The following is a 26610-nucleotide window of genomic DNA, read 5'->3' on the forward strand; positions in this document are numbered from 1 at the left end:
GTGAAAAAAATCGCAATTATGATGGTTATCACGTTTATCGTTACGTTGATTTTATCTTTGGAGGTATCTGCAACAACGCCAGGCAGGCCAATTATTCAAAACAATACGTTAAAAACGAGCACGGGTGATTTGTTGCGCATCGGTGTCGCTTATTACGGCAAAAGCTATACGAAACCTACTGGTGAGGTCGAGGACCCCAAATATTGGCGTCGCGCAAGTGCTGCTGGCTTGAATGCCATTCGCGTGACCAACTGGGATGAGATGGCTTACTTGGAAGCGGGTCTTGAAACGTGGACGATTGCAGAGAATATGACGCATCTAGACACCATAGTTCAGAATGCCAAGGATGCTGGTATCTATGTGGTCCTAACACCTGGTGATGACCCCGGTTCCTTCAGCAAGCCCTATTTAACCGACTTTTGGAGTGTGGCTGCTGATCGATATAAAGATGACACGAATGTGATTTATGAAATTACCAATGAGCCTGTGGCATGGTCGCCGAATGATTATTCAAATGCGAAAATGGACAATTTGGCAGATATTTATCAAATCATGCGAGCGGCAGCGCCGAATACACCGATTCTGAGTCTTGCTTTTTCTCATGCGAATGAAGATATGACGAGTAAGGTTAATTATTTTGCCAACAAAGCAGGTATTGTTTGGGCGAATAATGTGGACGTCATCTCCTATCACACTTATGGCACGTCGAATATGACAAAGATTAACCAGCTGCGCAATCAACATCCTGTCATTAATACGGAATGGAATTATCCAAAATTCAACGATGGTGCTGTCTCTTTGGAAGGTAATAAATATCAAGGGCAAGCGCATGAAGAAGCCGGTATTAGCTCTATGAATTTCCGTGCGGGTCGAAGTGACGGTCGATTCACCGAGTATTATGACTATGTGAATGATGCCAAATATAAAGGGTATTATTGGATTCCTGGGACGGTTACGACGGATACGTTGGATGATTGGAGCAAGGTGTATGCGTATTCCGCTAATCTTCAGTTTGCATCAGGCAATCCTTCGTATTTCAACGGGGACACGTCACGAGTATCTCGTACAGATACCAATGCGGGGTATATCGTGTACAAAGCGCCGGATATTGGTAAATTCAAAGCCCACATCTATTCCAATGATAGTTTTGCAGGAATCAAATTTTATGTATCCAACAATGGATCAGATTGGGAGAAGCTGACGAGTAAAAAATCGACACCAGTGGGCACCTCGAATGGCTGGCAAGGGGCTAACTTCAGCAGTGATGAGCCCATTCCAAGCGGAACGCAGTATCTGAAAATCGAGATTTCCTCGAATACAGCGAGTCATATCACGCAGATTGCTGACCTGGAATTTACCAATTGGTCTGAAGGATTGAGCGTACAAGATAATTTGAATGCTTGGTCTGTCGCTTATTCTCATACGGCTAATATGCAATTCAATTCAGCCAACGCAGCGTACTTTAATGGCGATGTTTCCCGTGCAGGACGCTCGGACACGAATCCGGGGAATATCGTGTATAAACTTGATAATCTCGGTGGTTTCTACGCGCATATATACTACAAGGATGCATTAAGCGGTCTGAATTTTTATACCTCTGTTGATGGTACGAATTGGACCACTGCGACGACATTGAGTTATGATCCCGAACCGACGGATAATGGCTGGAAATCTATTTATTTTGAAAATGATGGCTCACTCCCAAGCGGTACGAAGTATGTAAAAGTCGAATTGAACTCTACCGTAGGTGCGAATGTGACGCAGCTCGCGGATATGCGCTTCTATGTGAATTATTAGAGAGGACGAAGCGGGATGAGCGAATCATTTATTCATAAGCTGTTGCCAGCCCCGGTAGGTGGTGGCTTCGCAATGGAAGGGTACTGGATTTGGTGCGGCTCAGTCATCCAAGGTGAGGATGGCAGGTATCATATGTTTGCTTCAAGATGGTCGAAGGAAGTGAGCTTTTGGCCCTACTGGGTAACGAACTCAGAAATTGTTAGAGCCGTATCCGATACACCGGAAGGTCCGTTTCACTTCGAAGAAGTTGTGCTCCCTGCGAGGGGAGCCTCCTTCTGGGACGGCATGATGACGCATAATCCAACGATCCATGCCTACAACGGTAAGTTCCTCCTGTACTACACAGGAACGACGTATGAAGGGGAGCGGCCCAATAGCTCTCACCATGAGGTATGGGGAAACACGAAGACCGCAGAAGCTAGACGCAATCAGCGTATCGGATTGGCTGTTGCGTCAAGTGTGTATGGGCCATGGGAGCGACCTGATGCGCCTATTCTTCAACCACGACCTGGGTGCTGGGATGGGTTGATGACGACGAACCCAGCTGCTTGCATACTGCCTAACGGGCAAGTTCAGCTGGCTTATAAATCAACAGCGAATCAGACCGATCGACTGCGGCTGGGGATTGCAAAAGCGGAACGCTACGATCAGCCTTATGAACGCTTGCGGGAAGAACCGATTTTTACGTTTAATGGCCATGAGGATCATATTGAAGACCCGTATTTGTGGTTTCATGACAATGCGTATGAGTTGATTATGAAAGACATGGAAGGCGGCATCTGCGGAGAAAAGCATGCTGGGATTCACGCGACCTCGCAGGATGGTACTCATTGGTCCGTTTCTCGCACACCGCTGGCGTATTCACGAACGATACGCTGGAACGATGGGACGATTACGGAGTTAGGCTCCTTAGAAAGACCCCAGCTGCTGATTCAAAATGGTGTGCCTACGCATTTTTATGCAGCGGCTGCAAATCGTGGAGGTGTCTATGATACCGCCAATCCTGCTGATCACACATGGACAATCGCCATACCGTTGAAGTAGTACTTTGTATTGGTTTTGGCTAAGGAGGAGTTAAATGAGAGCAATACTTGTCATGATGGATACCTTAAATCGCCATTCCCTGACCGCGTACAATCGAGAGACGTGGGTGAAGACGCCGAATATCGAACGTTTTGCCGAGAAAAGTGCTGTATTTACCAATCATTGGTCGGGGTCACTTCCTTGTATGCCTGCAAGACGCGATTTGTTTACAGGCAGATTGAGTTTTCTGGAACGAGGCTGGGGAGGTCTAGAGCCTTTCGATGTGACGTTACAGGAGCAATTTGCTCAGAACGGGATCTTCTCACATATGGTGACAGATCATTATCATTATTTCGCGACTGGCGGGGAGAACTATTGTCAACAGTTTACGACTTGGGACTTCCATCGGGGGCAGGAGTTCGATCCGTGGGTCTCGCGAGTAGAACCACCTGAATATCCAGAGTCGTATCTCGGACGTGTTCATCCACAATTCGAGCGCAATCGTGAGAAGCTGACTAGTGAAGAAGCGTATTCAACGCCGAGAACCATGCAAGCAGCTTGTGAGTGGTTGGATCATAACCATGCAGGGGATGACTTTTTTCTCATGGTAGAACCGTTTGATCCACATGAGCCCTTTGATTGTCCCGATGAATATCTCGCGCTTTACGACGATACGTATGAGGGTCCCCGATATAATTGGCCATATTATGGCATGAATCCCGAGTCTCCTGAAGCTAGTGAGCACTTGCGAAAGCGGTATGCGGCTTCCTTAACGATGGTGGATCATTGGTTCGGCAAGTTGCTGGATAAAATAGATGCCTATGGGATGTGGGAAGACACCTTGATCATCTTGACGACGGATCATGGTTTTCTGCTAGGAGAGCACAACCATCTAGGCAAAAATGTCATGAGCGTCTATAACGAATTGGCTCATTTGCCATTGATGATCCATCTGCCTGGCGGTGCGAGGGCTGGAGAGCGAATCGATGCGCTAACGCAAAATATCGATATGATGCCTACGCTGCTAGAGCATTTCGACATAGCAATTCCTCCCGAGGTTCGCGGTCAATCCCTGTTGACGTTGTTAGATTATCGAACCGAACAGATTCGGGAAGCTGCCTTGTACGGCTATTTTGGCATGGACGTCAATGTGACGGACGGCACTTACACGTATATGCGGACTGCAGCGAGTAAGGAGAATCAACCTTGCCATCTGTATACAGCGATGCCCACGGCATTCCGCAGTTTTGTCAGGCGAACGGACATGAGTGAGGTCGAAGTGGGCAGGTTCCTCGCTCACACGAACTATCCTGTGTTCAAGTTCAGGGTGAAGGGCAGCGGGCCGGAGTTAGGTCATGCACCGCTTACACGGGAAACCCTTCTCTTTGATATTGAGCACGATTATCATCAGCAGAATCCCATTCGTGATCCCGAGCTCGAAGAGAAGATGATGCACTTGATGGTGAAGGCCATGAAGGAAATACAAGCGCCAGAGGAGCAATTCGAACGACTTGGCTTACCAAATGAAGAGGATATTTAGGAGGGCTGGCTATGACGAAGCCGAATTTGCTTGTGATTCAAACCGATCAGCAAAGCTGTTGGACGTTAGGCATTTATGGCGGGCGTGAAATTGAGACACCTTATACGGATTCCATTGGAAAGGACGGGGCTGTGTTTCACCAATTTTTCACCAATTCTGCGTTATGTACACCTTCGAGGGGATGTTTTGTAACAGGACGGTACCCGCATGCAAATGGTGCTTATGCGAATGATTTGCGTCTCGGGCGGGACGAAATCACGTTAGCGCAGCTTTTGACAGAGGAAGGGTATGACACAGGCTATGTTGGGAAATGGCATTTGGACGGTACACCTCGTCCTGGTTGGATGGAGCCGGAGGATGCGATGGGCTTTGCAGATACTCGTTATATGTTTAATCGAGGACATTGGAAGAGCTTGATTGATGTACCTGGGGGAAAGCCGCTTCATAGTATCGATATTGGCGATGCGAAGACGTATACGACCGATTGGCTGACGGATAAAGCGATTGCTTTTATTGAAGAGGAGAGAGAGCGTCCCTTCTATCTCATGCTCAGCATACCAGATCCGCATACCCCATATTCGGTGAGAGCCCCGTATGACACGATGTATGATTTGAATGCGATGGAAGTGCCGGAGACGTTCCATAACAGTGTTCGCCCTGCTGGCATTGGCGGTGGCAAGGTGGATGTGAGAGGCAATTGGAACGAGGGCATGCTAAGAGCGGCGAAAGTGCAATATTGCGGTGAAGTGAAGTGCATCGACGACAATGTTGGGAAGCTACTGCATACGTTAGCTGAACGCGGACTAACTGAGAACACGATTGTGGTGTTTACGTCAGACCATGGAGAATATATGGGTGAGCATGGACTTGTCCATAAAAATAACCTCTACGAGACCGCTTATCGTGTGCCAATGCTGATGCGTTGGCCGGCAAGTATTCCACAAGGGGTGCATGTGGATAAGTTGGTAAGTGTCGTCGATTTCCAGCAAACGATGGCTGGATTAATGGGAGTTGCAGCGAGCGGTCAAGAGCAAGGAAGAGATGCGTCTCCGTTCTTGCGTGGAGAGCATCCAGCATGGAAGGATGAAGTGTTCATTTATCATAATACGCAAGAGAAAATCGGTATTTTTACGAATCTATATGAGCTTGTTTACGTTAAAGAAGGCGATCATATTTTGTTCGATCGTGTGAATGATCCGCTGCAGAAGAACAATGTATTCGGTCAAGAGGCGTATCGTGAGCAGGTGGAGGAGTTGACAGCCGCCATCATTGGTCATTGTGAAGAAGTGGCGAGTCCGGAGCTTGCGTGGTTGCGGGAGCGGTTGATAAACAGATGGATTTTGTCCAGTTAAACTGGGGGATTAAGGTTGCGGTCATCAAAGATTCCAAATAAGGTTCTGCCATAACGTTATTTACTCTACATTCATGTTCTATGAAAAATTAGCGTTACGGAATATCGCTATTTCGATTAAAATGAGCGGAATTCGCCCGTTTATTGAAAATAACGCTGTGTGATAACGTTATTCTCCTGAATTCTCTGCCAATCTAGCAAATAAGATGTTTTCATAACGCTATTTTTACGAACTAGCCTCTGCTCCCAGTCATGTTAATCAAAAAAGCCCTCAACCTGAAGCAAACGCTTCATGCTGGGGGCTTTATGCTAGACTAACTAAACCACCAATACACCGGAATGAACAAAATCGATGTCATGATCCCAGCAGCGCCCATGGCGAAGCCGCTCATACTGCCTTCCTCCTCGGAATCCTTGAGGAGCCGTGCGGTACCAATGCCGTGTGCCGCAGTTCCGACGGCGATGCCGATTGATAGCGCGTCTCGGATACCGAGCCATGACAGCAGCTTGCGGCCAATCATGCTCCCGAACAATCCGGTGAGCACGGTCAGCACAGCTGTTAACTCCGGCAAGCCGCCGAGATGTCGCGATATTTCCAAGGCGATCGGTGAGCTCACCGACTTCGGCAGCATGCTGAGGAGAATTTCGCGGCTTCCGCCGAGCAGTCCTACCAGCATAGCGGCACCAAGGATGCCGGTTAGCGAACCAATGGTCACCGCGATCAAGATGCTGGTGATATGCTTTTTGATCAATCCCGCATGCTTATACAGCGGTACACCTAGCGCAACAGTTGCTGGGCCAAGCAGCACGGTAATCATGTCGGCGCCGACCTTGTAGGCAGCATAGGGGATATGGAAACTAAGCAGGATGCAAATGATGAAGCCTGAACATACAAAAAGCGGATGCAGCCAACGCCACCGCTGATGAATGTACTGAGCGGCCGTGTAGGCTGCGATACTGAGTGCAATGCCGAAGATCGGGTTCATGAGCCAAGCGGAAGTTGTCATTTCATCCCGCCTTCGATGGTCTTTTGCCCGCTGGAACCGATTGGCATGCGTTGACCTTGATCTTCACGCCGTTGCCATTTAGACGTAATAAATCCAGTAACAAGTAGGACAGCTATCGAACTCCCAATGACGCCAACCCCGATGGATAGCCAATTTTGGCCGATCAGAGGGAAGAACGCCATTGTCCCCACAACAAAAGGCAGAAAAAACAGCATCATATGTCCAGTTAGCCAATTGGCCGTCGTTTCCACCCACTCCAGCTTAATGAGCTTCGTAAAGAGTGCGATTGTAAAGAGAATAAGTCCAATAACGTTCCCCGGAAGCGGGACGTGAAAGCTGGTTTGAAGCCAAATACCTATCATGTTAAAAGCAAGTAATATTGCGAGTCCTCGCATAAGGTCCCCCTGTCTGTTAGTCGCAAGTTGTCGATGATGAGCCATCCCCCTACCGTGCAGGAATTCGTATGCTTACCATTGTACCTTCGCCAGGCCGACTTTCCAACTCAATTCCGTAAGAATCACCGAAGTAGAAAACGATGCGATCATGCACATTTTTGATGCCAATATGTGTTTCATCGAGTGTGTCTGATGGTTGAGCTAGTCGATTTCGCAGTTGTAGCAGTTTCATTTCATCCATGCCAACTCCATTATCCTTCACCTGAATGAGTAAGTCATCCCCCGAAATGTGGGAAGATACCTCGAGCAGTCCTGCTTGACTACTCCGTTCCAGTCCATGTACGAAAGCATTTTCGATCAGCGGCTGTAACGAAAAGTGCAGCACTTGCAACGTCTCGCTATTCGCTTCCAGTTGTTCACGATACTGAATTTTTTCCCCGAAACGCAGCTGTTGGATTTTCACATACAGTCGAATGTGGATCAATTCCTCCTGCAGGGTAACCGTTTCCTTGCCAGTTTGAATATGGATGCGGAACAGGCGCCCAAGAATGCCAACCATTTCACCGACATCGCGCTGTCCGCTCATAATGGCCTTCATTTGAATCGTTTCCAAGACATTGGCAAGAAAATGCGGATTAATTTGGCTTTTCAAAGCGCCATATTGCGCGACTTTTTGTTGGGCTTTGGCCATGGAGGAAAATTCAATATAGTTTTGCAGATCTTCTAACATTTTGCGAATCCCTTGGTACAGCACGCCGAACTCGTCTTGCCGATCTGAGCGAATATCGACATCGAAATTACCTAAGCCCACCATTTTTACCTTGCGGCTCAAGAGAATAATCGGTTTCGTCACGCGCGCGGATAGAATGAACATGAAGAGCACGGCAGTTCCTAGGGATAAGAAGGCTAACGCCAAAATAATTTTGATCAAAACCGTCGCTTGCTTCGTCATCTCTTTCTCATCGATGGATTGAATGACCTTCCACCCCGAATAGGGCGAGGTCACGAAGTTAATGAACGAATTGGCACCGGCGAAATAAGCGTAAAAACTGCCATTTTCATCGTGAAGAACCGTTTGAAGTTTCTGAGGATCTAACGTAATGGGAACATTTGCAGTCGCCGGCGTACTTTCGGAGTTGTAAATGCTAGCTCCTTGGCTATCGATAATTGAGAAGTTACGTTTACTGGTCTCCGACAGTGTCAAAATTTCACGTAACGAATCCAAGCGAATATCAATGAGCATAACCCCTAGCGGCTGCTTACTTCCGACCTTATTAATAACCCTCGCAATGGAAATAACAGGATCCTTGGCATTGACACGATGAAAGGGAAAGTGGGTCCCGAACAGTACGATACCGCCTTTACTTTGCTGTGTCTGTAAGTACCAGGCCTCCTTCGTGAAGTCCTTCACATCATAATCCGAACGATTAAAGTTGGCCGAGTAGAAGACACGAGAACCTGCATAAATTTGCACGCTATCCACGTTTTTAATCGTCATTTCAATAGAACTGACAAAGTTCTCGATCGTGTTGCCGTATTGAATAAGTTGATCATTGTTGTTCTCATCCCCGTCCGCGATCCAATGCGCTAATGCGTTCTGCAGCTGTCCATCCATTTGTGCGTTGAGCGTGCCCTTTTCAATACTTTGCAAATATTGGTCAATATTGAAGGACAGGTTGGTGAGAATCAGGTTTGAGGAGCTTTGGTACTCATTTTTAACAGCTTGGATCGAAAAGAAATAAATAATGACCGAGATGATCAATAAGGGGACCGTGATAATCCCAATCATGAGTACGAAAATCTGGTGATTCACATGTTTCATTCGATAGGTTTGCAAGAGCCGCCGCCATGCGTTCAAAGGTTACCACCCCCACTTTTTTCGATAGTCGGTAGGGGTCATATGCGTGATACTGCGGAAGGTTTTGACGAAATGTTTGTAGCTTTTGTACCCGCACATCGTGCATACATCCGTAACCAAGTATTCGGGCTTCTTCAAGCATTCTTGTGCATAATGGATGCGAATTTCGGTCACAAACCGCATGTAATTCTTATCTAGCTTTCTTTTAAAAATACGACTTAAATACGATGGGTTATAGAAGAAACGATCAGCAACCATTTGCAACGTAATATCTTGGTCAATATGCTCTTTAATGTAAGCTTCAATATGTTCAAAAATAAGCACATCCGGGTGATTAGATAGCGTGGACTCATTCCGATATACTTCGCTGACTTGCACCATCCATGCAGCAAGCCAGCTGAAGAGCGCTTCAAGCGTTCGGAAATCATCTACACATGTCAGTTTAAGCAGTTTCTCGCTGTAAACGCCTTCCACCGGAATTCCGTTTCGATGAGCGAATCGAAGGGTGATAGCGATGATTTCTTGGATAAAAGCGAATCCGCGGTCCATCGATGTGTGGGGCAAATGAGTGATTAAATCTTGGGCAAATCGGTGCATGAGCTGCTCAATATCAGTTTTATTTCCAACTTCAAGACTAGAGATCACACGGTTCTTATCCCCTTCATCCAGAAGCAATCGTACATCTTTGGCACGCGCAGGTACCTCACTCACTTCCAACGGAAAGAGGACCTGTTGATTCACTTGAAAATAGCGTTGGTACAGTGCTTGATCCGTTAGTCGGAGCCGTTGCGTTAATTGGGAACTGTCCGTTGTTGATCTGCCAATGGCCATAAATAAGCTGGAGTCATTGGTTGAAAGAGAGAGATTATGAATCTCCTGTAGGTTCTTTTGATCTTCCATGACGGCGATTGCATAGCATTTTGCTCGATCTATATATACGAATAGGTGCATGGGAATACTTGAGCCATACATGGTTTCTAGAGCTGTCTGAATGTTAAGCTCAGCTTTTAGGCGAAACGCTTTTCTTTCATAAGTTGGAGTCGTAGCCATAGGTAGCCAAGTTACAACAAAGGGTTGATACGTAAACGCCATGCTTCCGAAGTCACGCAGATGAAGAGAAATACCTTCCTCCCAAGCGGCATGCTCATCTTCCAAAAGGAATTTAACCAATTGATTGTTCTTAAAGCTAGTGGTTTCTCTGGCCTGTTGTTCCAACTCTGTACGCAGAATCTTGTCGTTACGTCTTTGTTTAAGTGTTGCCATACAGCTTTGAATGGTTGACAAGCTTTCCTCGTATTCCATAGGCTTAAGTAGGAAGGCATGCACGCCGCCAAGACGAATTGCTTTTTGAGCATATTCAAAGTCATTGAATCCAGTCAATATGATAAAGAGGGTATCCGGGAGTGCCGCTCGAATGTGTTCAATCATCTGAAGACCGTCCATCTCTGGCATACGAATATCGGTAATGATTAGGTCGGGTTCCTCGCGTAGCGCAGTGAGCATGCCCTCCCTGCCATTATCAGCTTCAACAATCGTAGTGACACCAAGCTCTGACCAGTCAAAATAGTGCTGTAAACCAGCTCGGATCAGAGGTTCATCCTCGACAATTAGCAGTTTATACATGAAGTTCCCCCAGATTGTTAGGACTTGAAACCGTTCTATTTATAAAGTATACCATTAAAATTATTGAAAAAGAGGCTGTCCTTTGCTAGAAACCGAACAAGTCAGAATACGACCATGAATGTAAAGATACAGGGATTCTTCTTGTTTTCAATATGATTTATGCTTAGCGCAAGGAATGAAACGAAAGCGATTTTATTCCACAAATGATAACGGGGGTGCTCAAATGAGGGCTATGAAAAAAGGGCTTATGACACTGATCGGCGTTGCTCTTGTCGGGTCACAGTTAGTTGCATGTACGAACACATCGACGAATACACCAGCGAACACAGCCACGAGTACGGAGGTCGGTAAGACGACTTCACCAAGTCCGGTGACTGCGAAGCCCGTCGAGATTACGTGGTGGAATTTCCCGAACTTTCAACCGCTTGATGGGGAAGTTGGGAAATATGAGAAGGGGATCATTGCTGCTTTTAACAAGAAACATCCAGAGATTAAAGTTAACCTAGAGATGATTACCTTTGAAGGTGGTCCGCAAAAGCTGAACGTTGCCATTGCTTCGAACTCGGCGCCAGATGTGATCTACGATGCTCCGGGACGTATCATTGACTGGGGGAAGAAGAAGCTTCTCGCTCCGCTGAATGACATCGTGACAGAGGATGTGAAGAAAGATATTACGCCAGCTCTATGGAAGCAATCCATGGTTGGCGATCAGATCTACATGTATCCGATCAACACAGCGCCGTTCATGATGGCTGTAAATAAGAGCGTTTTCGAGAAAATCGGTGCCCTTGATTTGCTTCCGCTAAGCCGTCCTGATCGCACTTGGACAGTGGCTGAATATGAGAAAGCGCTGCAAGCCGTGAAGGATAAAGCGCCGGAAATTATCCCAACTGGCTTCTTTGCTAAAAGCACCGCAGGTGACCAAGGAACACGCGCATACATTGCCAACTTAGGTGTTTCAAGATTTCTAAGCGAGGATAATTCCAAAGTAGCCATCAACACCGACAATGCTGCTAAGGCGCTGGATTGGGTAGTCAAAGCGACGAAGGATAAGCTCAGTGTCGCTGGCTCAGCTTCGCTTGCAGCTGCAGATGTAAATGATTTATTCCTACAGGGGAAATTAGCTTTTACACTCAACTACTCCGCTGTGCTAAAAGCGCAAAACGTACCGAACAAAAAGGTACAATTCGAAGATATTCTCCTGCCGTTCCCTACGATGGACGGATCCAAGCCAAAGCTTGAGCCGTATTTGGGTGGTATGGCGGTGTTCAATAATGGGAATGCCGACAAGATTGCAGCTTCCAAAAAACTTATCGACTTCATTGCAAACGATCCTGAATACGCCAAGAAGAACTTGATTCAAACAGGTGGACTCTCTGTTCGTACGTCCATTACTGGTCTCTATAACGATCCCGAATACAAATACGCAGAAATCGCGCGTGAATTCATTACCGATGCACCAACAATCGCTGATGGTTATGCAGAAATTCGTACTTTCTGGTTCCCAGAGCTGCAACGTGCACTAACTGGCGGAGCAACAGGGAAAGAAGCGCTCGACGCCTTTGCTGTGAAAGCGAACGAGGCCATTGCCAAAGCTAAAAAAGATCAAGCAGCTACCAAATAAACGAGAGGCATGTCCTCTGGGAGTAGAGTGCGTGAGTGCTCTACTCTTTTTAAACTCACATGAGAAGGGGAGGGAAGCATCATGGAGGTAACGGTTCGTAAACCGAAGGGATACATACGTCGAGACTGGCTTATGAGCTATCTATTCTTACTGCCTGCACTAGGATTCTTTCTACTATTTGTTGCATATCCGATGTTAAAAGGGATATATATTAGCTTTTTTGATTACTCCTTGCGTACATTTTCTTTTATTGGATTCGATAATTATGTGTCACTCATTCATAACGAAACTTTTCTAAAATCGATGCGAAACACCTTGCTGCTTGTTGTCATTACGGTTCCTATCGTCATCATTTTTTCGCTTTTCGTAGCCGTATCCATCTATAAGAAAAAGGAATTTGCACGCTCTTTCTTCAGAGGTGTCTTCTATTTACCAGCTGTATCTTCCGTTGTAAGTATCACGGTTGTTTGGGGCTGGATTTACCATCCGAATTACGGGATTCTCAATTATTTGGGCAGTTTAATCGGTCTTGATCCGGTTTCTTGGCTGGGTGACCAGCGAACAGCATTACTAGCGATTATCGCTGTGCTTATCACAACTTCTGTCGGCCAGCCGATCATCTTGTATGTAGCATCCCTAGGTAACATCCCAACTTCGTATATTGAAGCAGCAGAGATTGACCGAGCGACGCCTTGGCAAATTTTTATCAAAATTATCTGGCCCATGCTCATGCCAACCAATCTGTATATTATCGTCATCACGACGATTAATACGTTCCAGTGTTTTGCTTTAATCCAGTTACTTACATCGGGTGGACCTGTTTATAGTACGTCAACGGTGATGTACGGTGTGTACGAGCAAGCTTTCGTACTTGGTCATTTCGGCAGCGCATCAGCTATGGGTGTCTTTTTGGCAATCATTATCGGCATTATTTCACTCATTCAATTCAAATTTTTTGGCAGCGATGTTGAGTACTAGGAGGGGACATCATGAGTTCATACGCTAGTCAAAGGGTATTTAAAGGCTTTTCTACCTTGTTATTGATCCTTTCTACGTTGTTTTTTATTTTTCCATTTTACTGGATTGTGACCGGTGCTTTTAAAATACAAACCGTTGCCACTCAGATTCCGCCTGAATGGTTTCCACTAAAGCCAACCTTGCAGAATTGGACGGATTTGTTCAAAAACCCCGTGTGGCGCTGGACATTTAACAGCTTTGTCATCGCTTTGCTCGAAATGTTCGCGATATGTCTCGTCTCTGCTTCTGCAGGTTATGTGTTGGCGAAAAAGGTATTCCCTGGCCGTGTATTCATCTTTACGATGTTCATAGCTGCCATGGCGTTGCCTAAACAAGTGATTCTAGTCCCGCTGTTCACGATGTTAGCTGACTTTGGTTGGGTCAATACGTATCATGGCCTCATACTCCCGGCAATCGGTTGGCCATTCGGCGTCTTCCTGATGAAACAATTTTCACAGACGATCCCCGGTGAATTAATTGAAGCTGCTAAGATCGACGGTTGCTCGGAGTTTCGACTATTCGGAACGATCATCCTGCCGCTCTTGAAACCTGCTTTAGGAGCGTTAGCTATCTTTACCTTTATCGCATCTTGGAATGACTATTTCAGTCAGCTAATTATGACGAGATCCACGTCAATGATGACTTTGCCACTTGGTGTGGCGACGATGCAGGGCGAATTTACAACCAATTACGGAATTATGATGGCAGGAGCGGCACTCGCGTCTGTTCCCATGATTGCGATCTTTCTCGTGTTCCAAAAAGCCTTTACACAGGGCATTACGATGGGCGCTGTAAAAGGATAACGAGACTAATCATCAGGAAATTAAACACTCGGAGGCTATCTACCTATGAAAACTTATGACTTAGACGCATTTCGGGGCATCATCATTGCCCTCTATTCCAGTTATGACGAACACGGCGAAATCAACACGAAAGCGGTGCGCGAAATCGCCCGTCTCTATGCAAGCGTTGGTGTAAAAGGGTTATACGTTGGCGGCAGTTCAGGCGAAGGGATGCTGCAGTCTGTGGAAGAACGCAAGCTTGTTCTTGCTGCAGTTATGGCAGAAGTCGGCGATGAGTTGACGATCATTGCTCATGTTGGTGCGCCAGCTACACGAGATAGTGTTGAGCTTGCAAAGCATGCTGCGGAAGTTGGCGCACACGCCGTATCGGCGGTGCCAGCCATTTATTATCGCTTATCCCCGCAAAGCGTGGAAAGCCATTGGCAAGCGATTATTGATAGCACATCATTGCCTTTTATTATTTATCATATTCCGCAAACGACCGGCTTCAACTTATCTAAGCAGCTGTTGACCACGATGGCGGCACAAGACAAAGTCATTGGCGTGAAAATATCCGCAGAAAGTACGTTTGAACTGCAACAATTTAAAGCAGCTGGAGGCCGTGATTTTCTTGTTCTCAATGGTCCTGATGAGCAGTATTTGGCAGGGAGAAGCATTGGCGCAGATGGCGGAATTGGTGGAACGTATGGCGTGATGCCGGAGCTTTTTCTGAAAATAGAGCGATGCTATGTGCAAGGGGATCTGGCTGAAGCACAGCGTTGGCAGTTCATCGTCAATGAACTGATTGTTGAATTGTTATCGTTCCCATCCCTATACGGGGCATGCAAAGCGATTTTGAAATTGCGAGGCTTTGATCTAGGGGAGCCGAGAATGCCGTTGTTGCCAGTGGTGACGGAGGCAGATCATGCGCGAATTGAGCAATTGAATGCGAGAATACTGTCTTATATCGAGCAGGCGAACGCCTGAAGAGAGGGGGGATTCGGATGAAGCGCAGTGATATTTTTCCTGTGAGTGGTCTGATCGTTTCCTGCCAGGCGCTGGAAGATGAACCTCTGTATGGTGGAGACACGATGGCGAAGATGGCGAGAGCCGCTGTTCAATCCGGGGCTATTGGCATTCGGACGAATGGGATTTCGGATATTTTGATGATAAAAAATGAAGTGAATGTCCCTGTGATTGGTCTTATAAAGAGAGTGATTCAAGGCTCGGAGGTGTTTATTACACCGACTTTGGAGGAAGTAAAAGCGATTGTGATGGCGGGGGCTGACGTCGTGGCGTTGGATGTCACGGACCGGGAGGGGCGATTGGAAGCGGTGAAGCCGCTTATTGCTTGGGCGCAGGCGATGGGCACTGCGGTTATGGCGGATATTTCTACCTTCGAAGAAGGGTTGGCAGCTGAAGCGCTTGGCGTTGATTTCATCGGGACGACACTTTCGGGGTATACGTCTTACAGCACACAGCAGGAAGGGCCTGACTTCGCGCTACTTCGTGCGCTGAGTGATAGCGTTAAGGTACCCGTCATTGCGGAAGGTCGGATCTGGACACCCGAGGAAGCTGTGAAAGCCATGGCATGCGGAGTGTCGCATGTGGTGGTAGGGAGTGCGATCACACGACCGCAGTTGATTACGGAGCGGTATGTCAAAGCGTTGCGTCAGCCAGTCTAGGGGGATTGTTATGAAAACGTATGTAGGAAATCCCTCTGCGTCTTATGCCATCGGCGTTGATATTGGCGGCACCAAAATCAATGCTGGCCTCGTGAGTGCGCAAGGTGAAGTGATCCATTCCGTCAGCGTAACGACATTGGCTGGGGAAGCGGATACGGTAGATCGTATTTTACTTGCAATTGGAAAAATTATGGAAGAAATACCTTCCGCTCAGCGTGAGCTCAGTTTGAGGGGGATTGGCGTAGGGAGTGCAGGCCAAATCGAGTGGGATACGGGCACGGTTCGTTCTGCATCCGAGCTGATTCCTGGCTATGCAGGTACGCCGCTCAAAAGCATCCTGCAAGCTCATTATGGGCTGCCTGTTATCGTCGATAACGATGTGAATGTGCTAGCCCTAACGGAGAAATATGTGGGAGCTGGGCAAGGTGTAGATCATTTTCTATGCCTTGCATTAGGCACAGGCGTAGGTGGCGCACTCGTCGTGGAGGGGCGACTTGTTCACGGTGCATGGGGCGGAGGAGGAGAACTCGGCCACATGTCCGTTGATTTTGGCGGTATCCCCTGCGTGTGCGGCGGAATCGGCTGCTTGGAGCAGTACGCGTCAGGAACTTCCATTGCGAAGCGAATGCGCGACAAGCTTGCCACTCTTGGCTTAGCGGAGGAAATGGTAGACTCCCGTGAAGTATTTGCCCGCTGGCAGCTCGGTGATCCTGTGGCGACAGAGCTGATGAATGAAACCTTGGCGGCGCTTAGCGCAGCCATTGCTTCTTTGATTCATATGTGTAATCCTTCGTTGATCGTTATTGGCGGCGGTGTTTCGGAAGCGGGAGAGCGATTGTTTGTGGAGTTAAGGCAAGAGGTATCGCGTAGAGTAATGCCTGCGATGTGGGAAGGTGTTCGGATTGTGCCGGCCTACCAGGGCAATTCGAGCGGTATGATCGGGGCTGCGTTGCAGTTGTGGGAATGATGGTAGGGCAGGAAAGAGTCTCGCTGGTGAAGCGAGGCTTTTTTGTTGTTCTGAAGCGATACAGATGGCATATTGTGTTAGTTAAAATAATAATTGATGTTATATATCTTGACATTAACTATAGTGGTGCTTAATATAAGGACTTAAATAAGTTCGGAATAGGGAGAGGTGAGGAGATGATGAATACTTTTGAGAAGGAATCGACCCAAAGTTATATCCCTTTGCAGCCAGAAATGGCGTGGTGTAACGCAGGTTATCAAGAATATAAAGCACCTGGCGACGCTCATCATACCCCTGCACTTTTTTATCAATTTCGCTCCAAAGATATCGATTCGCCAGAGTTTGTAGCCATTCCTGACGGTCATGTGGACATGTTATTTTGCTGTGACGCTAGTCAGCCTGACATCCAAGTATATGGATCTGTGCTCTTCAGACACACGATTTTACTGAAAAGAAATACCGACTACTTTGGTGTTCGGTTCCTTTCTCTTCATATGACTGGTAAATCAAACATTGAGATGAAAGACTTGATAAGTCACTCTTGTAGCTTATTAGACTTTATCAAAATGAGTCCAAGAAGCATCGAACCTATTTATACAGCGGCAACGTTTACTGAAAAGATACGCTTCTTTCAGGAAATACTCGGTGAAGTGCTAACTATTCAGCAGGATTCACGACTCATACGTTTTGCTTTAAATCAAATGATCATATCCAAAGGGAATATGAGTGTAAAGGATCTGGCGAGCGAAACTGCTTATTCAGAGCGTTATCTTCGTAAGCAATTTGAGCATTTTGTCGGCTTATCCCCAAAAGTGTTTGGCCAAATTACTAGATTCCAGCACGCATTGAATGGGTTAATGACTGTGCCACAAGCCTCTGCGATTTGGGAAACCATTTCGGAACATGCTGATTATTATGATCAAGCTCATTTTATTAATGAGTTCAAGAAGTTCTATCAAGAAACGCCACATGCATGGATGAAGCTTCACTCCTCTCATATTAGTAACTTTTCCAATATAGATGTCACATAAACTAACATAAGGACCGTTTTTTCCAATATTTCCACAATCCCTTCTAGTATACTAACGTCATCAAGATGAACTAAACGCTAGAACAGAAGGGGACTACACGGATGAAAATGATGAACTCTTTGAAAAAGACGGTAATTCTGGGCACGATGTTAACAATGGCAATCACGCCATTGGCGCCATTTGGTTCGCATCAAGCTTATGCACATGGCGGCAGCTTTGAAGATGAATACATGGCATTACGACCAACACTTGAGGAATTTGGAGCTGCGGTGTACTGGGATGAAACATCAAAGACAATTCAAGTCGTGAAGGATGGTAAAGTTGCTCAACTTCATCTAGATAGTGCCAGTGTCAACGTGAACGGTACGCTTCGAACACTTGCAGGGCCTGTTGTGATGAGGAATGGTATCACGTATGTATATCATGATTTTATCAATGAGATCTTCCAATCTGATGTAGTCTCAAGTGTCCAAATTTCAAAAGATACGAACCCACTTAATCCGTTAAGCGCTGGAGAGATTGAGAAGGCTGTCAGCATTGTCAAAGAATCTGAAAACTATAAAGAGACGATTCTTTTTACAGAAATCTCTCTGAAACCCCCTGCGAAAAGCGATGTGTGGAACTATGTCCTAACTGGAGAAAGGAGTAAAGTTCTTCCTAGAGTGGCTGAATTCGTAGCATTAGAAGGTAAACATGTTATTGAAGGTGAAGTAAATCTCGCCGATGGCAAGCTGACCAAATGGGAAACAAAGGAAGGCGCTCATGGCATGGTTACACTGGACGATATGATAACAGTTCAAAGTGTGATTGAAGGGGATGCTGCGTATGCCAAGGCTATTGCGAAGCGTGGTATTTCGGATAGTAAGAAAGTTGTAACGACACCTTTGACGGTTGGTTATTTTGGGGGCGAGGATGATCTGATTGAAGATGCCCGTCTATTGAAAGTAGTGTCTTATCTGGATACAGGAGATGGGAACTTCTGGGCACACCCGATTGAAAATCTTGTTGCCGTTGTCGATTTGGAAAAGAAACAAATTATTAAAATCGAGGATAACGGGGTCATTCCTGTTCCGATGCAAGCGAATCCCTATGATGGTCGTAATTTTGCGGATAAACTAGCACAGAAGCCTCTTTCAATTGAAGAAACAGCGGGTGAAAATTACAATTTAACAGGTAATATGATTTCTTGGGGGAACTGGGATTTCCATTTGCGATTGGATAGTCGTGTGGGACCTATTCTTTCGACAATGACGTATAACGATCAGGGAGAGAAGCGGAAGATTATGTACGAAGGCTCGCTCGGCGGTATGGTCGTACCTTATGGGGATCCGGATATTGGTTGGTACTTTAAAACGTATTTTGATTCTGGAGAGTATGGTATGGGGACGCTGACTTCTTCTCTGGTCAAAGGGAAAGATGTTCCGGACAACGCGGTGTTGCTAGATGCTGTTACGGCCGATACACAAGGGAATCCTCGTACGATACCGAATGCGATGGCTATTTTCGAACAATATGCAGGTCCTGAATATCGGCATGATACGATGTCCCCGCAAGGTACTGATAGTAAAGAGCGTAGAGAATTAGTCGTGCGCTGGATCTCTACCGTGGGTAATTATGATTATATTTTTGACTGGGTGCTGCAACCAAATGGTACGATCAAAATCGATGTAGGGGCCTCTGGGATTGAAGCGGTAAAAGGTGTCGTAACCAGCAATATGCACGATGCAACGGCAGTAGAGGATACGAAATATGGCACATTGATTGATAAAAATATTGTTGGCACCACACATCAGCATATTTATAATTTTAGACTCGATATGGATGTGGATGGAGAGGGCAATTCTTTTACGGAGATTGATCCGAAAGTCGCTGAGAATATGGATGGCGGGCCGCGTAAAAGTGTAATCATTACAGAGCATAAATCGATAAAAACGGAACAAGAAGCTACACAGAAATTCGATCCATCTACAATCCGAATTCTAAGTAACCCGAATAAAGAAAATAAAGTAGGTAATCCGGTCTCTTATCAAATCATTCCTTTTGCTGGTGGTACGCATCCAATTGCCAAGGGAGCACTATTCAGTGCGGATGATTGGCTGTTCCAACGTGCGGGCTTTATGGATAAGCAAATTTGGGTAACGACTTACCATCCGGATGAACGTTATCCTGAAGGCAAATATCCAAATCGCACTGCGAAGGATACAGGTTTAGGACAATTTACAGCTGACAATGCCTCGATTGAGAACACGGATAACGTGGTGTGGATCACGACAGGTGCTACACACGTGGCTCGTGCGGAAGAGTGGCCAATAATGCCAACGGAGTGGGTACACGCGATGTTGAAACCGTGGAACTTCTTCGATAATACACCAACGTTGAATCTGCCATAAAATAGTTTATTTAGGTAATCAATCATTAGGCAGGTTATAGCAAGACAAGAAGCTGTTCGCGCGTAGGAGTTAGTTACGCTGAGAACAGCTTCTTTGTTATTCTCCTCGCCAGTTGCCATGCCGATAGTCGGATGGTGTGGTGCCGGTTGAAGATTTGAACAAGCGAGCAAAGTGAAATGAGTTTTTGAAGCCGCAGCGCAAAGCGATTTCGCCAATGGATAAGCCTGTTTGTGTTAATAATTCGTTGGCACGCAGAATGCGATAGTTCCATACGAATTTGATCGGAGTGATCTCTTCGTGCTTACGGAATAACCGAACGAGATGTTCAGGAGAAAGTCCGACTGCATCGGCAATGCCTTCCAGCGAAAGATGGTCATGGAAATGCTGTTCGATATATTTCTTCGCGTGTAGTACCGAAGGATGTGTAAGTTGCATATGGTTGCTAGTTGTTTCAGCAATAAATAACTGAAGGGCTGCTAATCCTAAGCTGCATAGCGTATCTGAGCCTGCGTCATAGCGTAATCGTAAGGATATCAGAATATCAGTTAAACGATTCATTTCCTCACTTATGGATTGTGTAGCTGGTAATTGCTCCAACTGCTGACGCTGATGGACCGAGAGCTCATCTACATGGACGGCAATCCAGCGATGCCAGGTTTCATGTTCCTTAGAGAAAGTGAAGTGTTCATGGTGGCCTGGCGTTAAAAGGATGACTTGACCAGGCTGGACGACATGAGGAACTTCATCAATGTACACCGTCATTGAGCCAGTATGCAGCAAGACGAGCTGAAGATCCGTTTGTATACGGGGGCCAAAGCGGCTCCCTGGCGGGTACACGACAGTTCCGCCAAACGCAGACTTGACTTTAGGTATAAGAATAACGGGTTCTGAAATCATAGAAGGGTCCTTTTCAATTCATATCGATATCAATTACAGATATATTTCAATCAATCACAGCCATGTTCGAAATGCGAGTTCGTCTGTATGCTAAGTATATAGCTGGAGCTTACAATTTGAAAGGGGAAATGGATGTGCAAAGTCAGGTTAAGGAACGATTGACACCTATCGGTGAAGAGGAATTAGCATTTTTTCATGAGCATGGGTATTATTTGTTGAAAAAAGGTTGCAGTGCAGATCTAGTTGATGCCTTTAATGGACATATTCACACGATCCGATCAGCGGATGAGATTGCCGAGTGGGCGCTCCCCAAAAAAGGCGGTCAAGAAATCTCAGAAAAGGACCGCTTTTCTGTGCGATTATTTAATCCACATAAGCAAGACGGCTTCTCACAGCAAATTATGAAGCTCCCGGTTATACGAGGTGCTCTCGCTCAAATGATGGGTGAAGAGGCTGTATGTGTGCAAAGTATGTACTTCTACAAGGAACCAGGTTCACCGGGACAAGCGCCTCATCAGGACTATTACTATATTAAAGATGACCCGAAGTCCATGATCGCGGCTTGGATCGCTTTGGAGGATGTCGTGGATGAAGAAAACGGCTGTTTGTGGGTCATTCCAGGCACGCACAAGCTGGGTTTACTGCCACATGGGAAAGTAACGAATCTGGAGGAGCATGAGAGCTGGACAGATGAAACCGAAGGTGTTGATTTGAATCAAGAGATTCCAGTTGTCATGGAAAAAGGGGACATTCTATTTTTCCATGAGCTGCTCATTCATTCGTCCTACAAAAATCGCAGCAAAGACCGCTGGCGCCGTTCGTATGTGTGTCATTATATTCGTAATGATTCCGTTGTTCTGTTCCGGGAAGAGCTCCGCGTTAAATATCCGCTATACTAAATGAAAAAGCAGTATCTTCAAGAGGTTAGCCCTCATGGAGATGCTGCTTTTTTTCAACGCTTCGTTCTATGATTCGCAATGAACAGTAACCCGAAGGAGATTAATATTATGGCTCCTGCCCAGTACCAGGCAAGTGTTTGATTTCCAGATTCCACAGCGATGTAAATAGCCGTTGGCAAGGTCTGTGTCTTATGCGGGATGTTCCCCGCGATCATGAGCGTTGCTCCGAATTCGCCAAGCCCTCTGGCGAAGCCAAGGATGTACGCGGCGATGATGGAGCGCCATGCTAAAGGCAACGTAATATACCAAAGGACCTGCCACTCGCCAGCTCCGATGGATCTTGCTGCGTCCTCTAGGTCTTTGCTGACCATGGAGAAGCCAGTTTTCATCGATTGGTACACGAGAGGGAAGGCCACCACGACCGAAGCGATCACAGCGGCGCCCCATGTGAAAATGATGGATTGATGGAACAGATAGTCCATTAGGTGCCCGATCCAACTCCTTTTGCCTAGAAGCATGAGCAAAATGAAGCCGACGACGGTCGGAGGCAGCACCAAAGGCAAGAGAAAAGTAGTCTCGACGACGATTTTCCCGGGGAAGTTCCGACGTGTCATTTTCCAAGCAGCTAAACCACCGAAGATAAGAACGAACACGCTGGATACAATGGCAACTTTTAACGATAAAAGGATCGGATCAAGAAATTCAGTCCAGTTGATCTGTTCCATGCTTATTTAGGAACCGAGAAACCGAATTTAACGAATACATCTTGTGCTTCTTTGCTTTGCAGATAGGTGAAAAAGTCGGACGTTTCTTTGCTATGTTTGGTTGCTTTTACGATGCCGGCAGGGTATTCAATCGGTGTGTATGTTTTTGGATCCACGCAGAAAGCAACTTTTACACTTTTGGAAGTGAGTGCATCCGTTTTATATACAAAACCAGCTTCTGCATTGCCTGATTCTACGTATGTAAGGACTTGGCGTACATCTTTGCCTTGCACGATTTTTGCTTGCAGGGAGTCCCAAAGCTTCACATTCGTTAACGCTTCTTTCGCATAGCTGCCAGCTGGGACAGTTGCAGGCTCACCAACCGCTAAATGTTTGATGCTATCGCTGGAGAGATCCTCTGATTTCGTAACGACTACTTTGCCATCCGCAGGAACGACAGCAACGAGTTCATTGATTAACAAGTTTTTTTGCTGTGCAGTATCGATCAATTGTTTGTCTACCAGAGTCTTCATATTTTTAGTTGCTGCCGAGAAGAATAGATCCGCAGGAGCACCTTGTTCGATTTGTTGTTGCAAGGCGCCTGAAGCACCGAAGTTGAAGTTAAGTTTGATTTGTTTGTTTTTGGTTTCGTAGTTCGTTTGAATTTCTTTCAATGCATCGGTTAAGCTGGCTGCGGCAGAAATCGTTAATTCTACTTTCTCCGTAGGTACTGGCGTTGCAGTTGGTGCTGTGCTCACTGCTGGTTGCGCTTTTTCACTTGAGCATCCCGTGATGATCATCGTTGCAATTGCGAAACATGATAAAACCACACTAAACTTCTTTGAAATTAACATAATTCACCCTCCGATAACGATTAATCTATCTATTTAGATATAAATGACGATATCTAATTATGTTTAATTATATATAACCATATTTAATACGTCTATATCAGGATTGAAATACACCTTATATCCGCTTATGATAGGAAAGAATGGTTTCGAAAGATACCTAATGGAGGTTCCTATGACAACAGACGTTTCCTATACAACGGAAGAAATAGCTAAACTTTTGAAAATCTCCAAATTAACCGTCTACGATCTGATTAAAAAAGGGGATCTAGCCGCCTACCGTGTCGGTAAGCAGATGCGTGTAGATGCAGCGGATCTTGAAGCCTATAAAACGCGTGCCAAAGGTGGCAAGGCTCCCGTTGTTTACCACGAAGCATCTGAGTCTAATGCTCAGCAAGCGGTGTATGCCGGGCAGTCGCCCAAACAGTCCATTGTCATTACTGGACAAGATGTAAGCTTGGACATTCTGGCCAAACATATTGAAAGACAAATCGTCCCCTACAGACCGCTTCGTGCCTATGTCGGAAGTCTGGACAGTCTGATCGCCATGTACAAGGGCGAATCGGATATTGTGAGTACGCATCTGCTCGATGGGGATACAGGAGAATATAATTTGCCCTATATACGGAAATTGCTGATTGGTTCTTCCTATGTGGTTGTGAATCTGGTCTCGCGTTCGGCGGGGTTATTCGTTCAAGAAGGCAATCCGAAGCAACTCCATGGCTGGGCAGATCTTAAAAGAACCGATCTTCGCATGGTGAACCGTGAAAAAGGATCTGGAGCACGCGTTCTTCTTGATGAGCAGCTCCGTCTTCAAGGTATCTCACCGCAGTTGCTCCGCGGTTATGAGCACGAAGAATCGAATCATATGGGCGTTGCAGGTAAGGTTGCGATCGGCGAGGTGGACTTCGGTATTGGTATCGAAAAAGCTGCATCGATGGTTGGCGGCGTTGATTTCATCCCGCTTATTCAGGAACGTTATGATCTTGTGATGTTAAAAAAGCCAGAAAACCTCGCTTGGATCGATCGGGTTCTGCGCATTTTACAATCGGAAGCTTTTCAGAATGAATTACGTCCTATCCGCGGCTATGACCTATCATTGACAGGACGAGTGTTATACGAGACGTAGGATTGTAAACGTATATAGAACGTTAATCATGGCTGTCCTTTCGTAGAAGAATCTACATAGGGACAGTCTCTTTGTATTTATTTACAAATAGTTGCGAAAAAGGAGTATCAACCCATTGGAAAACCTTGGTATAATGGATGGGATTCTTTTCAGACAATCGTAAAACAGAAGGAGAGAGTGCTTTGTCGTTAATTGAGGTTAAACATTTACGTAAAACGTTCGAAACCGACGTGAGACGTACGGGGCGATTTGCAACGATAAGGAGCTTAATCAAGCCCGAGAAGCGCGAGATGGTCGCGGTGGAGGATATTTCTTTTTCTATTGAAAAGGGGGAAAGCGTTGCCTACTTAGGGCCGAATGGCGCGGGCAAATCGACCACGATCAAAATGCTGACAGGTATCCTCGAGCCAAGTGGAGGCACCATTGAGGTAGCGGGGTTGGTCCCGCACAAAAGTCGCAAGCAAAGTTCCTATCAGATTGGTGTCGTATTCGGACAACGGAGTCAGTTACTATTCGATCTTCCTGTAAAGGATTCCTTTGATCTGCTCCGCTATATGTACAGTATCTCCTGGGACAATTATCACAGGAATTTACGTGAGTTTGCTGAGGTTTTGGAAGTGGAACATTTATTAAATCGTCCAGTGAGAACGCTTTCACTTGGGCAGCGGATGCGATGTGAAATCCTCGCTTCTTTATTGCACGAGCCGGATATTCTCTTCTTGGATGAGCCAACGATCGGGCTTGATGTTGTCGCGAAGGAGCGCATTCGTGCTTTTATTCAGAAGATTAATCAAGAAAAAGGAGTAACGCTGCTGCTCACGACACATGACATGCATGATATCGAGCGGTTATGTCATCGGACGATGATTATTGATAAAGGCCGCTTAATCTATGATGGCACCCTGCAACATATTCGTGATCATTATGCGACGGAGCGGCAAATCAAAGCAACGTTCGAAGAGACATGGCTCGCTGAAGCAGCAGCCTTGTTGTTCAAGGGCTATGAGGTCATCACTCAAGTGGAAGAACGGATGCTCAAAATCTCTTATGATCAGCATCAAATCGATACGTCTACTTTGCTTAAACATTTATTAGAGAAGACACAACCGCGGGACCTTACGATGCAAGATGAGAACATCGATGCCTTAATATCTCGGATTTATCGCGAGGGAATTTCCGGTCCATCACTTGGGTCTCATCCTAAGTCGGAAGGTGTGGTCATTCGCTAATGGATACCTTGAGACGGCTTGGCGGCATGTCCCGCATTGCGGTTCGACAACGGATGCAGTTTCGATTTGATTTTATCATGACACTGGTGTCAACGCTGATGTTCTGCGTCCTTTATTACATGCTTTGGAAAGCGATTTATACCTACGGTACAGGGCAAGTGTTACCTTGGGAGCAATTGATTACTTATATTATGGTTGGGCAGACGATTAACTTCGCACGGTGGTCACCCGCGGAGCGAGCTCCTACGTATGCGATGGCATTACGCGTTCGTTCGGGGGACATCGCACTTGATCTTATTCGACCGGTGGATTTCCAAGTTCAGCGATTTGTAGAAGCTGCAGGCTTTTTTATCGTTGAAATGGTGTGGGTCAATATACCTGCTTTACTCTTATTAATCTTCGGTCTTGGGATATTATCACCACCGAGCTTGGGGGCAGGGGTTGGCTTTGTGCTAAGTCTTTTCATAGGCTTCTTAGTGGCATTTAGTATTAATTCCATTATTATGATGATTTCGTTTATGACCACGAATACGTTCGGCGTACAGCTGGCGAAGCGGGCCATTATGGATATTTTCGCAGGTACGTTGATCCCATTCGATTTCTTTCCAAGTGGTCTGCAGACGGTCCTTACCTATTTACCTTTTCAAGCTATGGCCTATATTCCACTTTCGATTTATACAGGCAGATTGACGGGGATACATATTGGCTATGCACTGTTGGAGCAGCTTGCGTGGGCACTAGTAATGATTGTGATTAGTCGATTATTGTGGATGAAAGCGGCGAAACGACTCGCAATAAACGGGGGGTGAAA

The 26610-nt window shown here is 46.1% G+C and carries 23 protein-coding genes; 16 read left to right on the forward strand and 7 right to left on the reverse strand.

Features of this window, described 5'->3' with window-relative positions; genetic code table 11:
- Genes AC58QT_RS00140 through AC58QT_RS00155 form a run of 4 tightly spaced genes read left to right on the forward strand, consistent with a single transcriptional unit; the run spans position 1 to position 5712 of the window.
- Complete coding sequence (locus AC58QT_RS00140) at positions 1-1797, forward strand: cellulase family glycosylhydrolase (RefSeq protein WP_497407220.1); 1797 nt, start codon at positions 1-3, stop codon at positions 1795-1797.
- Positions 1798-1812: 15 nt separating this feature from the next.
- The gene (locus tag AC58QT_RS00145) at positions 1813-2841 is read left to right on the forward strand and encodes a glycoside hydrolase family protein (protein ID WP_497407221.1); all 1029 of its coding nucleotides are present in this window, start codon (positions 1813-1815) and stop codon (positions 2839-2841) included.
- 34 nt (positions 2842-2875) lie between these two features.
- Positions 2876-4360: a sulfatase gene (locus AC58QT_RS00150; protein ID WP_497407222.1), complete on the forward strand. Its 1485-nt coding sequence runs from the start codon at positions 2876-2878 to the stop codon at positions 4358-4360.
- An 11-nt stretch (positions 4361-4371) separates the two neighbouring features.
- Positions 4372-5712 (forward strand): sulfatase-like hydrolase/transferase, encoded by a 1341-nt coding sequence (locus AC58QT_RS00155; protein ID WP_497407223.1) that lies wholly within the window; start codon positions 4372-4374, stop codon positions 5710-5712.
- A gap of 313 nt (positions 5713-6025) precedes the next feature.
- Here AC58QT_RS00155 and AC58QT_RS00160 read toward each other — a convergent pair whose 3' ends face one another.
- The 4 genes from AC58QT_RS00160 to AC58QT_RS00175 are packed head-to-tail and all read right to left on the reverse strand — an operon-like array spanning position 6026 to position 10594.
- Entirely contained in the window at positions 6026-6718 is a 693-nt protein-coding gene (locus AC58QT_RS00160; RefSeq protein ID WP_497407224.1) for an LrgB family protein, read from the reverse strand.
- The gene (locus AC58QT_RS00165; protein ID WP_497407225.1) at positions 6715-7113 is read right to left on the reverse strand and encodes a CidA/LrgA family protein; all 399 of its coding nucleotides are present in this window, start codon (positions 7111-7113) and stop codon (positions 6715-6717) included. Before AC58QT_RS00165 ends, AC58QT_RS00160 begins: the two co-directional genes overlap by 4 nt.
- Before the next feature lie 49 nt (positions 7114-7162).
- Complete coding sequence (locus AC58QT_RS00170) at positions 7163-8971, reverse strand: cache domain-containing sensor histidine kinase (RefSeq protein WP_497407226.1); 1809 nt, start codon at positions 8969-8971, stop codon at positions 7163-7165.
- A 3-nt stretch (positions 8972-8974) separates the two neighbouring features.
- The gene (locus tag AC58QT_RS00175; protein WP_497407227.1) at positions 8975-10594 is read right to left on the reverse strand and encodes a response regulator; all 1620 of its coding nucleotides are present in this window, start codon (positions 10592-10594) and stop codon (positions 8975-8977) included.
- A gap of 223 nt (positions 10595-10817) precedes the next feature.
- On the opposite strand from AC58QT_RS00175, the gene AC58QT_RS00180 reads away from it, so the two are divergent.
- The 8 genes from AC58QT_RS00180 to AC58QT_RS00215 all read left to right on the forward strand — a co-directional run bounded on the left by AC58QT_RS00180 (position 10818) and on the right by AC58QT_RS00215 (position 20090).
- Positions 10818-12218 (forward strand): ABC transporter substrate-binding protein, encoded by a 1401-nt coding sequence (locus AC58QT_RS00180; protein WP_497407228.1) that lies wholly within the window; start codon positions 10818-10820, stop codon positions 12216-12218.
- Between the two features lie 81 nt (positions 12219-12299).
- Entirely contained in the window at positions 12300-13196 is an 897-nt protein-coding gene (locus AC58QT_RS00185; RefSeq protein ID WP_497284383.1) for a carbohydrate ABC transporter permease, read from the forward strand.
- Between the two features lie 11 nt (positions 13197-13207).
- On the forward strand, positions 13208-14038 hold the full coding sequence (locus AC58QT_RS00190) for a carbohydrate ABC transporter permease (protein ID WP_310226504.1): 831 nt from the start codon (positions 13208-13210) through the stop codon (positions 14036-14038).
- A 45-nt stretch (positions 14039-14083) separates the two neighbouring features.
- Positions 14084-15004 (forward strand): dihydrodipicolinate synthase family protein, encoded by a 921-nt coding sequence (locus AC58QT_RS00195; RefSeq protein ID WP_497407229.1) that lies wholly within the window; start codon positions 14084-14086, stop codon positions 15002-15004.
- Positions 15005-15021: 17 nt separating this feature from the next.
- Entirely contained in the window at positions 15022-15702 is a 681-nt protein-coding gene (locus tag AC58QT_RS00200; RefSeq protein ID WP_497407230.1) for an N-acetylmannosamine-6-phosphate 2-epimerase, read from the forward strand.
- A gap of 10 nt (positions 15703-15712) precedes the next feature.
- Entirely contained in the window at positions 15713-16669 is a 957-nt protein-coding gene (locus tag AC58QT_RS00205) for an ROK family protein (RefSeq protein WP_497407231.1), read from the forward strand.
- Positions 16670-16845: 176 nt separating this feature from the next.
- Positions 16846-17700 carry a helix-turn-helix domain-containing protein gene (locus AC58QT_RS00210; RefSeq protein ID WP_497407232.1) on the forward strand — a complete coding sequence of 285 codons (855 nt, stop codon included), beginning with the start codon at positions 16846-16848 and terminating at the stop codon, positions 17698-17700.
- A gap of 101 nt (positions 17701-17801) precedes the next feature.
- Positions 17802-20090 (forward strand): copper amine oxidase, encoded by a 2289-nt coding sequence (locus AC58QT_RS00215; protein ID WP_497407233.1) that lies wholly within the window; start codon positions 17802-17804, stop codon positions 20088-20090.
- 96 nt (positions 20091-20186) lie between these two features.
- Here the strand turns inward: AC58QT_RS00215 and AC58QT_RS00220 are convergent, their stop codons facing one another.
- Positions 20187-20987: a helix-turn-helix domain-containing protein gene (locus tag AC58QT_RS00220; protein ID WP_497407234.1), complete on the reverse strand. Its 801-nt coding sequence runs from the start codon at positions 20985-20987 to the stop codon at positions 20187-20189.
- 128 nt (positions 20988-21115) lie between these two features.
- On the opposite strand from AC58QT_RS00220, the gene AC58QT_RS00225 reads away from it, so the two are divergent.
- Positions 21116-21886, forward strand: coding sequence for a phytanoyl-CoA dioxygenase family protein (locus tag AC58QT_RS00225; RefSeq protein WP_497408065.1), 771 nt, complete (start codon positions 21116-21118; stop codon positions 21884-21886).
- Positions 21887-21939: 53 nt separating this feature from the next.
- On the opposite strand, the gene modB is transcribed toward AC58QT_RS00225, so the two are convergent.
- Positions 21940-22611 carry a molybdate ABC transporter permease subunit gene (gene modB / locus AC58QT_RS00230; RefSeq protein WP_497407235.1) on the reverse strand — a complete coding sequence of 224 codons (672 nt, stop codon included), beginning with the start codon at positions 22609-22611 and terminating at the stop codon, positions 21940-21942.
- Between the two features lie 2 nt (positions 22612-22613).
- Positions 22614-23444: a molybdate ABC transporter substrate-binding protein gene (modA, locus tag AC58QT_RS00235; RefSeq protein ID WP_497407236.1), complete on the reverse strand. Its 831-nt coding sequence runs from the start codon at positions 23442-23444 to the stop codon at positions 22614-22616.
- A 172-nt stretch (positions 23445-23616) separates the two neighbouring features.
- Between modA and AC58QT_RS00240 the strand changes: the two genes are divergently transcribed.
- From AC58QT_RS00240 to AC58QT_RS00250, 3 genes are all read left to right on the forward strand, one after another.
- Positions 23617-24570, forward strand: a complete 954-nt coding sequence (locus AC58QT_RS00240; protein WP_497407237.1) for a substrate-binding domain-containing protein — start codon at positions 23617-23619, stop codon at positions 24568-24570.
- Between the two features lie 182 nt (positions 24571-24752).
- Positions 24753-25799: an ABC transporter ATP-binding protein gene (locus AC58QT_RS00245; protein WP_497407238.1), complete on the forward strand. Its 1047-nt coding sequence runs from the start codon at positions 24753-24755 to the stop codon at positions 25797-25799.
- On the forward strand, positions 25799-26608 hold the full coding sequence (locus AC58QT_RS00250) for an ABC transporter permease (protein ID WP_310226532.1): 810 nt from the start codon (positions 25799-25801) through the stop codon (positions 26606-26608). Before AC58QT_RS00245 ends, AC58QT_RS00250 begins: the two co-directional genes overlap by 1 nt.
- Positions 26609-26610: the final 2 nt, after the last annotated feature.

The sequence above is a fragment of the Paenibacillus sp. J31R109 genome, assembly GCF_059692055.1.

Bases quoted from the DNA above. Each gene is read 5' to 3' on its own strand.
- AC58QT_RS00145 (WP_497407221.1), top strand. From the start codon at position 1,813: ATGAGCGAATCATTTATTCATAAGCTGTTGCCAGCCCCGGTAGGTGGT.
- AC58QT_RS00150 (WP_497407222.1), top strand. From the start codon at position 2,876: ATGAGAGCAATACTTGTCATGATGGATACCTTAAATCGCCATTCCCTG.
- AC58QT_RS00155 (WP_497407223.1), top strand. From the start codon at position 4,372: ATGACGAAGCCGAATTTGCTTGTGATTCAAACCGATCAGCAAAGCTGT.
- AC58QT_RS00160 (WP_497407224.1), bottom strand. From the start codon at position 6,718: ATGACAACTTCCGCTTGGCTCATGAACCCGATCTTCGGCATTGCACTC.
- AC58QT_RS00165 (WP_497407225.1), bottom strand. From the start codon at position 7,113: ATGCGAGGACTCGCAATATTACTTGCTTTTAACATGATAGGTATTTGG.
- AC58QT_RS00175 (WP_497407227.1), bottom strand. From the start codon at position 10,594: ATGTATAAACTGCTAATTGTCGAGGATGAACCTCTGATCCGAGCTGGT.
- AC58QT_RS00180 (WP_497407228.1), top strand. From the start codon at position 10,818: ATGAGGGCTATGAAAAAAGGGCTTATGACACTGATCGGCGTTGCTCTT.
- AC58QT_RS00185 (WP_497284383.1), top strand. From the start codon at position 12,300: ATGGAGGTAACGGTTCGTAAACCGAAGGGATACATACGTCGAGACTGG.
- AC58QT_RS00190 (WP_310226504.1), top strand. From the start codon at position 13,208: ATGAGTTCATACGCTAGTCAAAGGGTATTTAAAGGCTTTTCTACCTTG.
- AC58QT_RS00195 (WP_497407229.1), top strand. From the start codon at position 14,084: ATGAAAACTTATGACTTAGACGCATTTCGGGGCATCATCATTGCCCTC.
- AC58QT_RS00200 (WP_497407230.1), top strand. From the start codon at position 15,022: ATGAAGCGCAGTGATATTTTTCCTGTGAGTGGTCTGATCGTTTCCTGC.
- AC58QT_RS00205 (WP_497407231.1), top strand. From the start codon at position 15,713: ATGAAAACGTATGTAGGAAATCCCTCTGCGTCTTATGCCATCGGCGTT.
- AC58QT_RS00210 (WP_497407232.1), top strand. From the start codon at position 16,846: ATGATGAATACTTTTGAGAAGGAATCGACCCAAAGTTATATCCCTTTG.
- AC58QT_RS00215 (WP_497407233.1), top strand. From the start codon at position 17,802: ATGAAAATGATGAACTCTTTGAAAAAGACGGTAATTCTGGGCACGATG.
- AC58QT_RS00220 (WP_497407234.1), bottom strand. From the start codon at position 20,987: ATGATTTCAGAACCCGTTATTCTTATACCTAAAGTCAAGTCTGCGTTT.
- AC58QT_RS00225 (WP_497408065.1), top strand. From the start codon at position 21,116: ATGGATGTGCAAAGTCAGGTTAAGGAACGATTGACACCTATCGGTGAA.
- modB (WP_497407235.1), bottom strand. From the start codon at position 22,611: ATGGAACAGATCAACTGGACTGAATTTCTTGATCCGATCCTTTTATCG.
- modA (WP_497407236.1), bottom strand. From the start codon at position 23,444: ATGTTAATTTCAAAGAAGTTTAGTGTGGTTTTATCATGTTTCGCAATT.
- AC58QT_RS00240 (WP_497407237.1), top strand. From the start codon at position 23,617: ATGACAACAGACGTTTCCTATACAACGGAAGAAATAGCTAAACTTTTG.
- AC58QT_RS00250 (WP_310226532.1), top strand. From the start codon at position 25,799: ATGGATACCTTGAGACGGCTTGGCGGCATGTCCCGCATTGCGGTTCGA.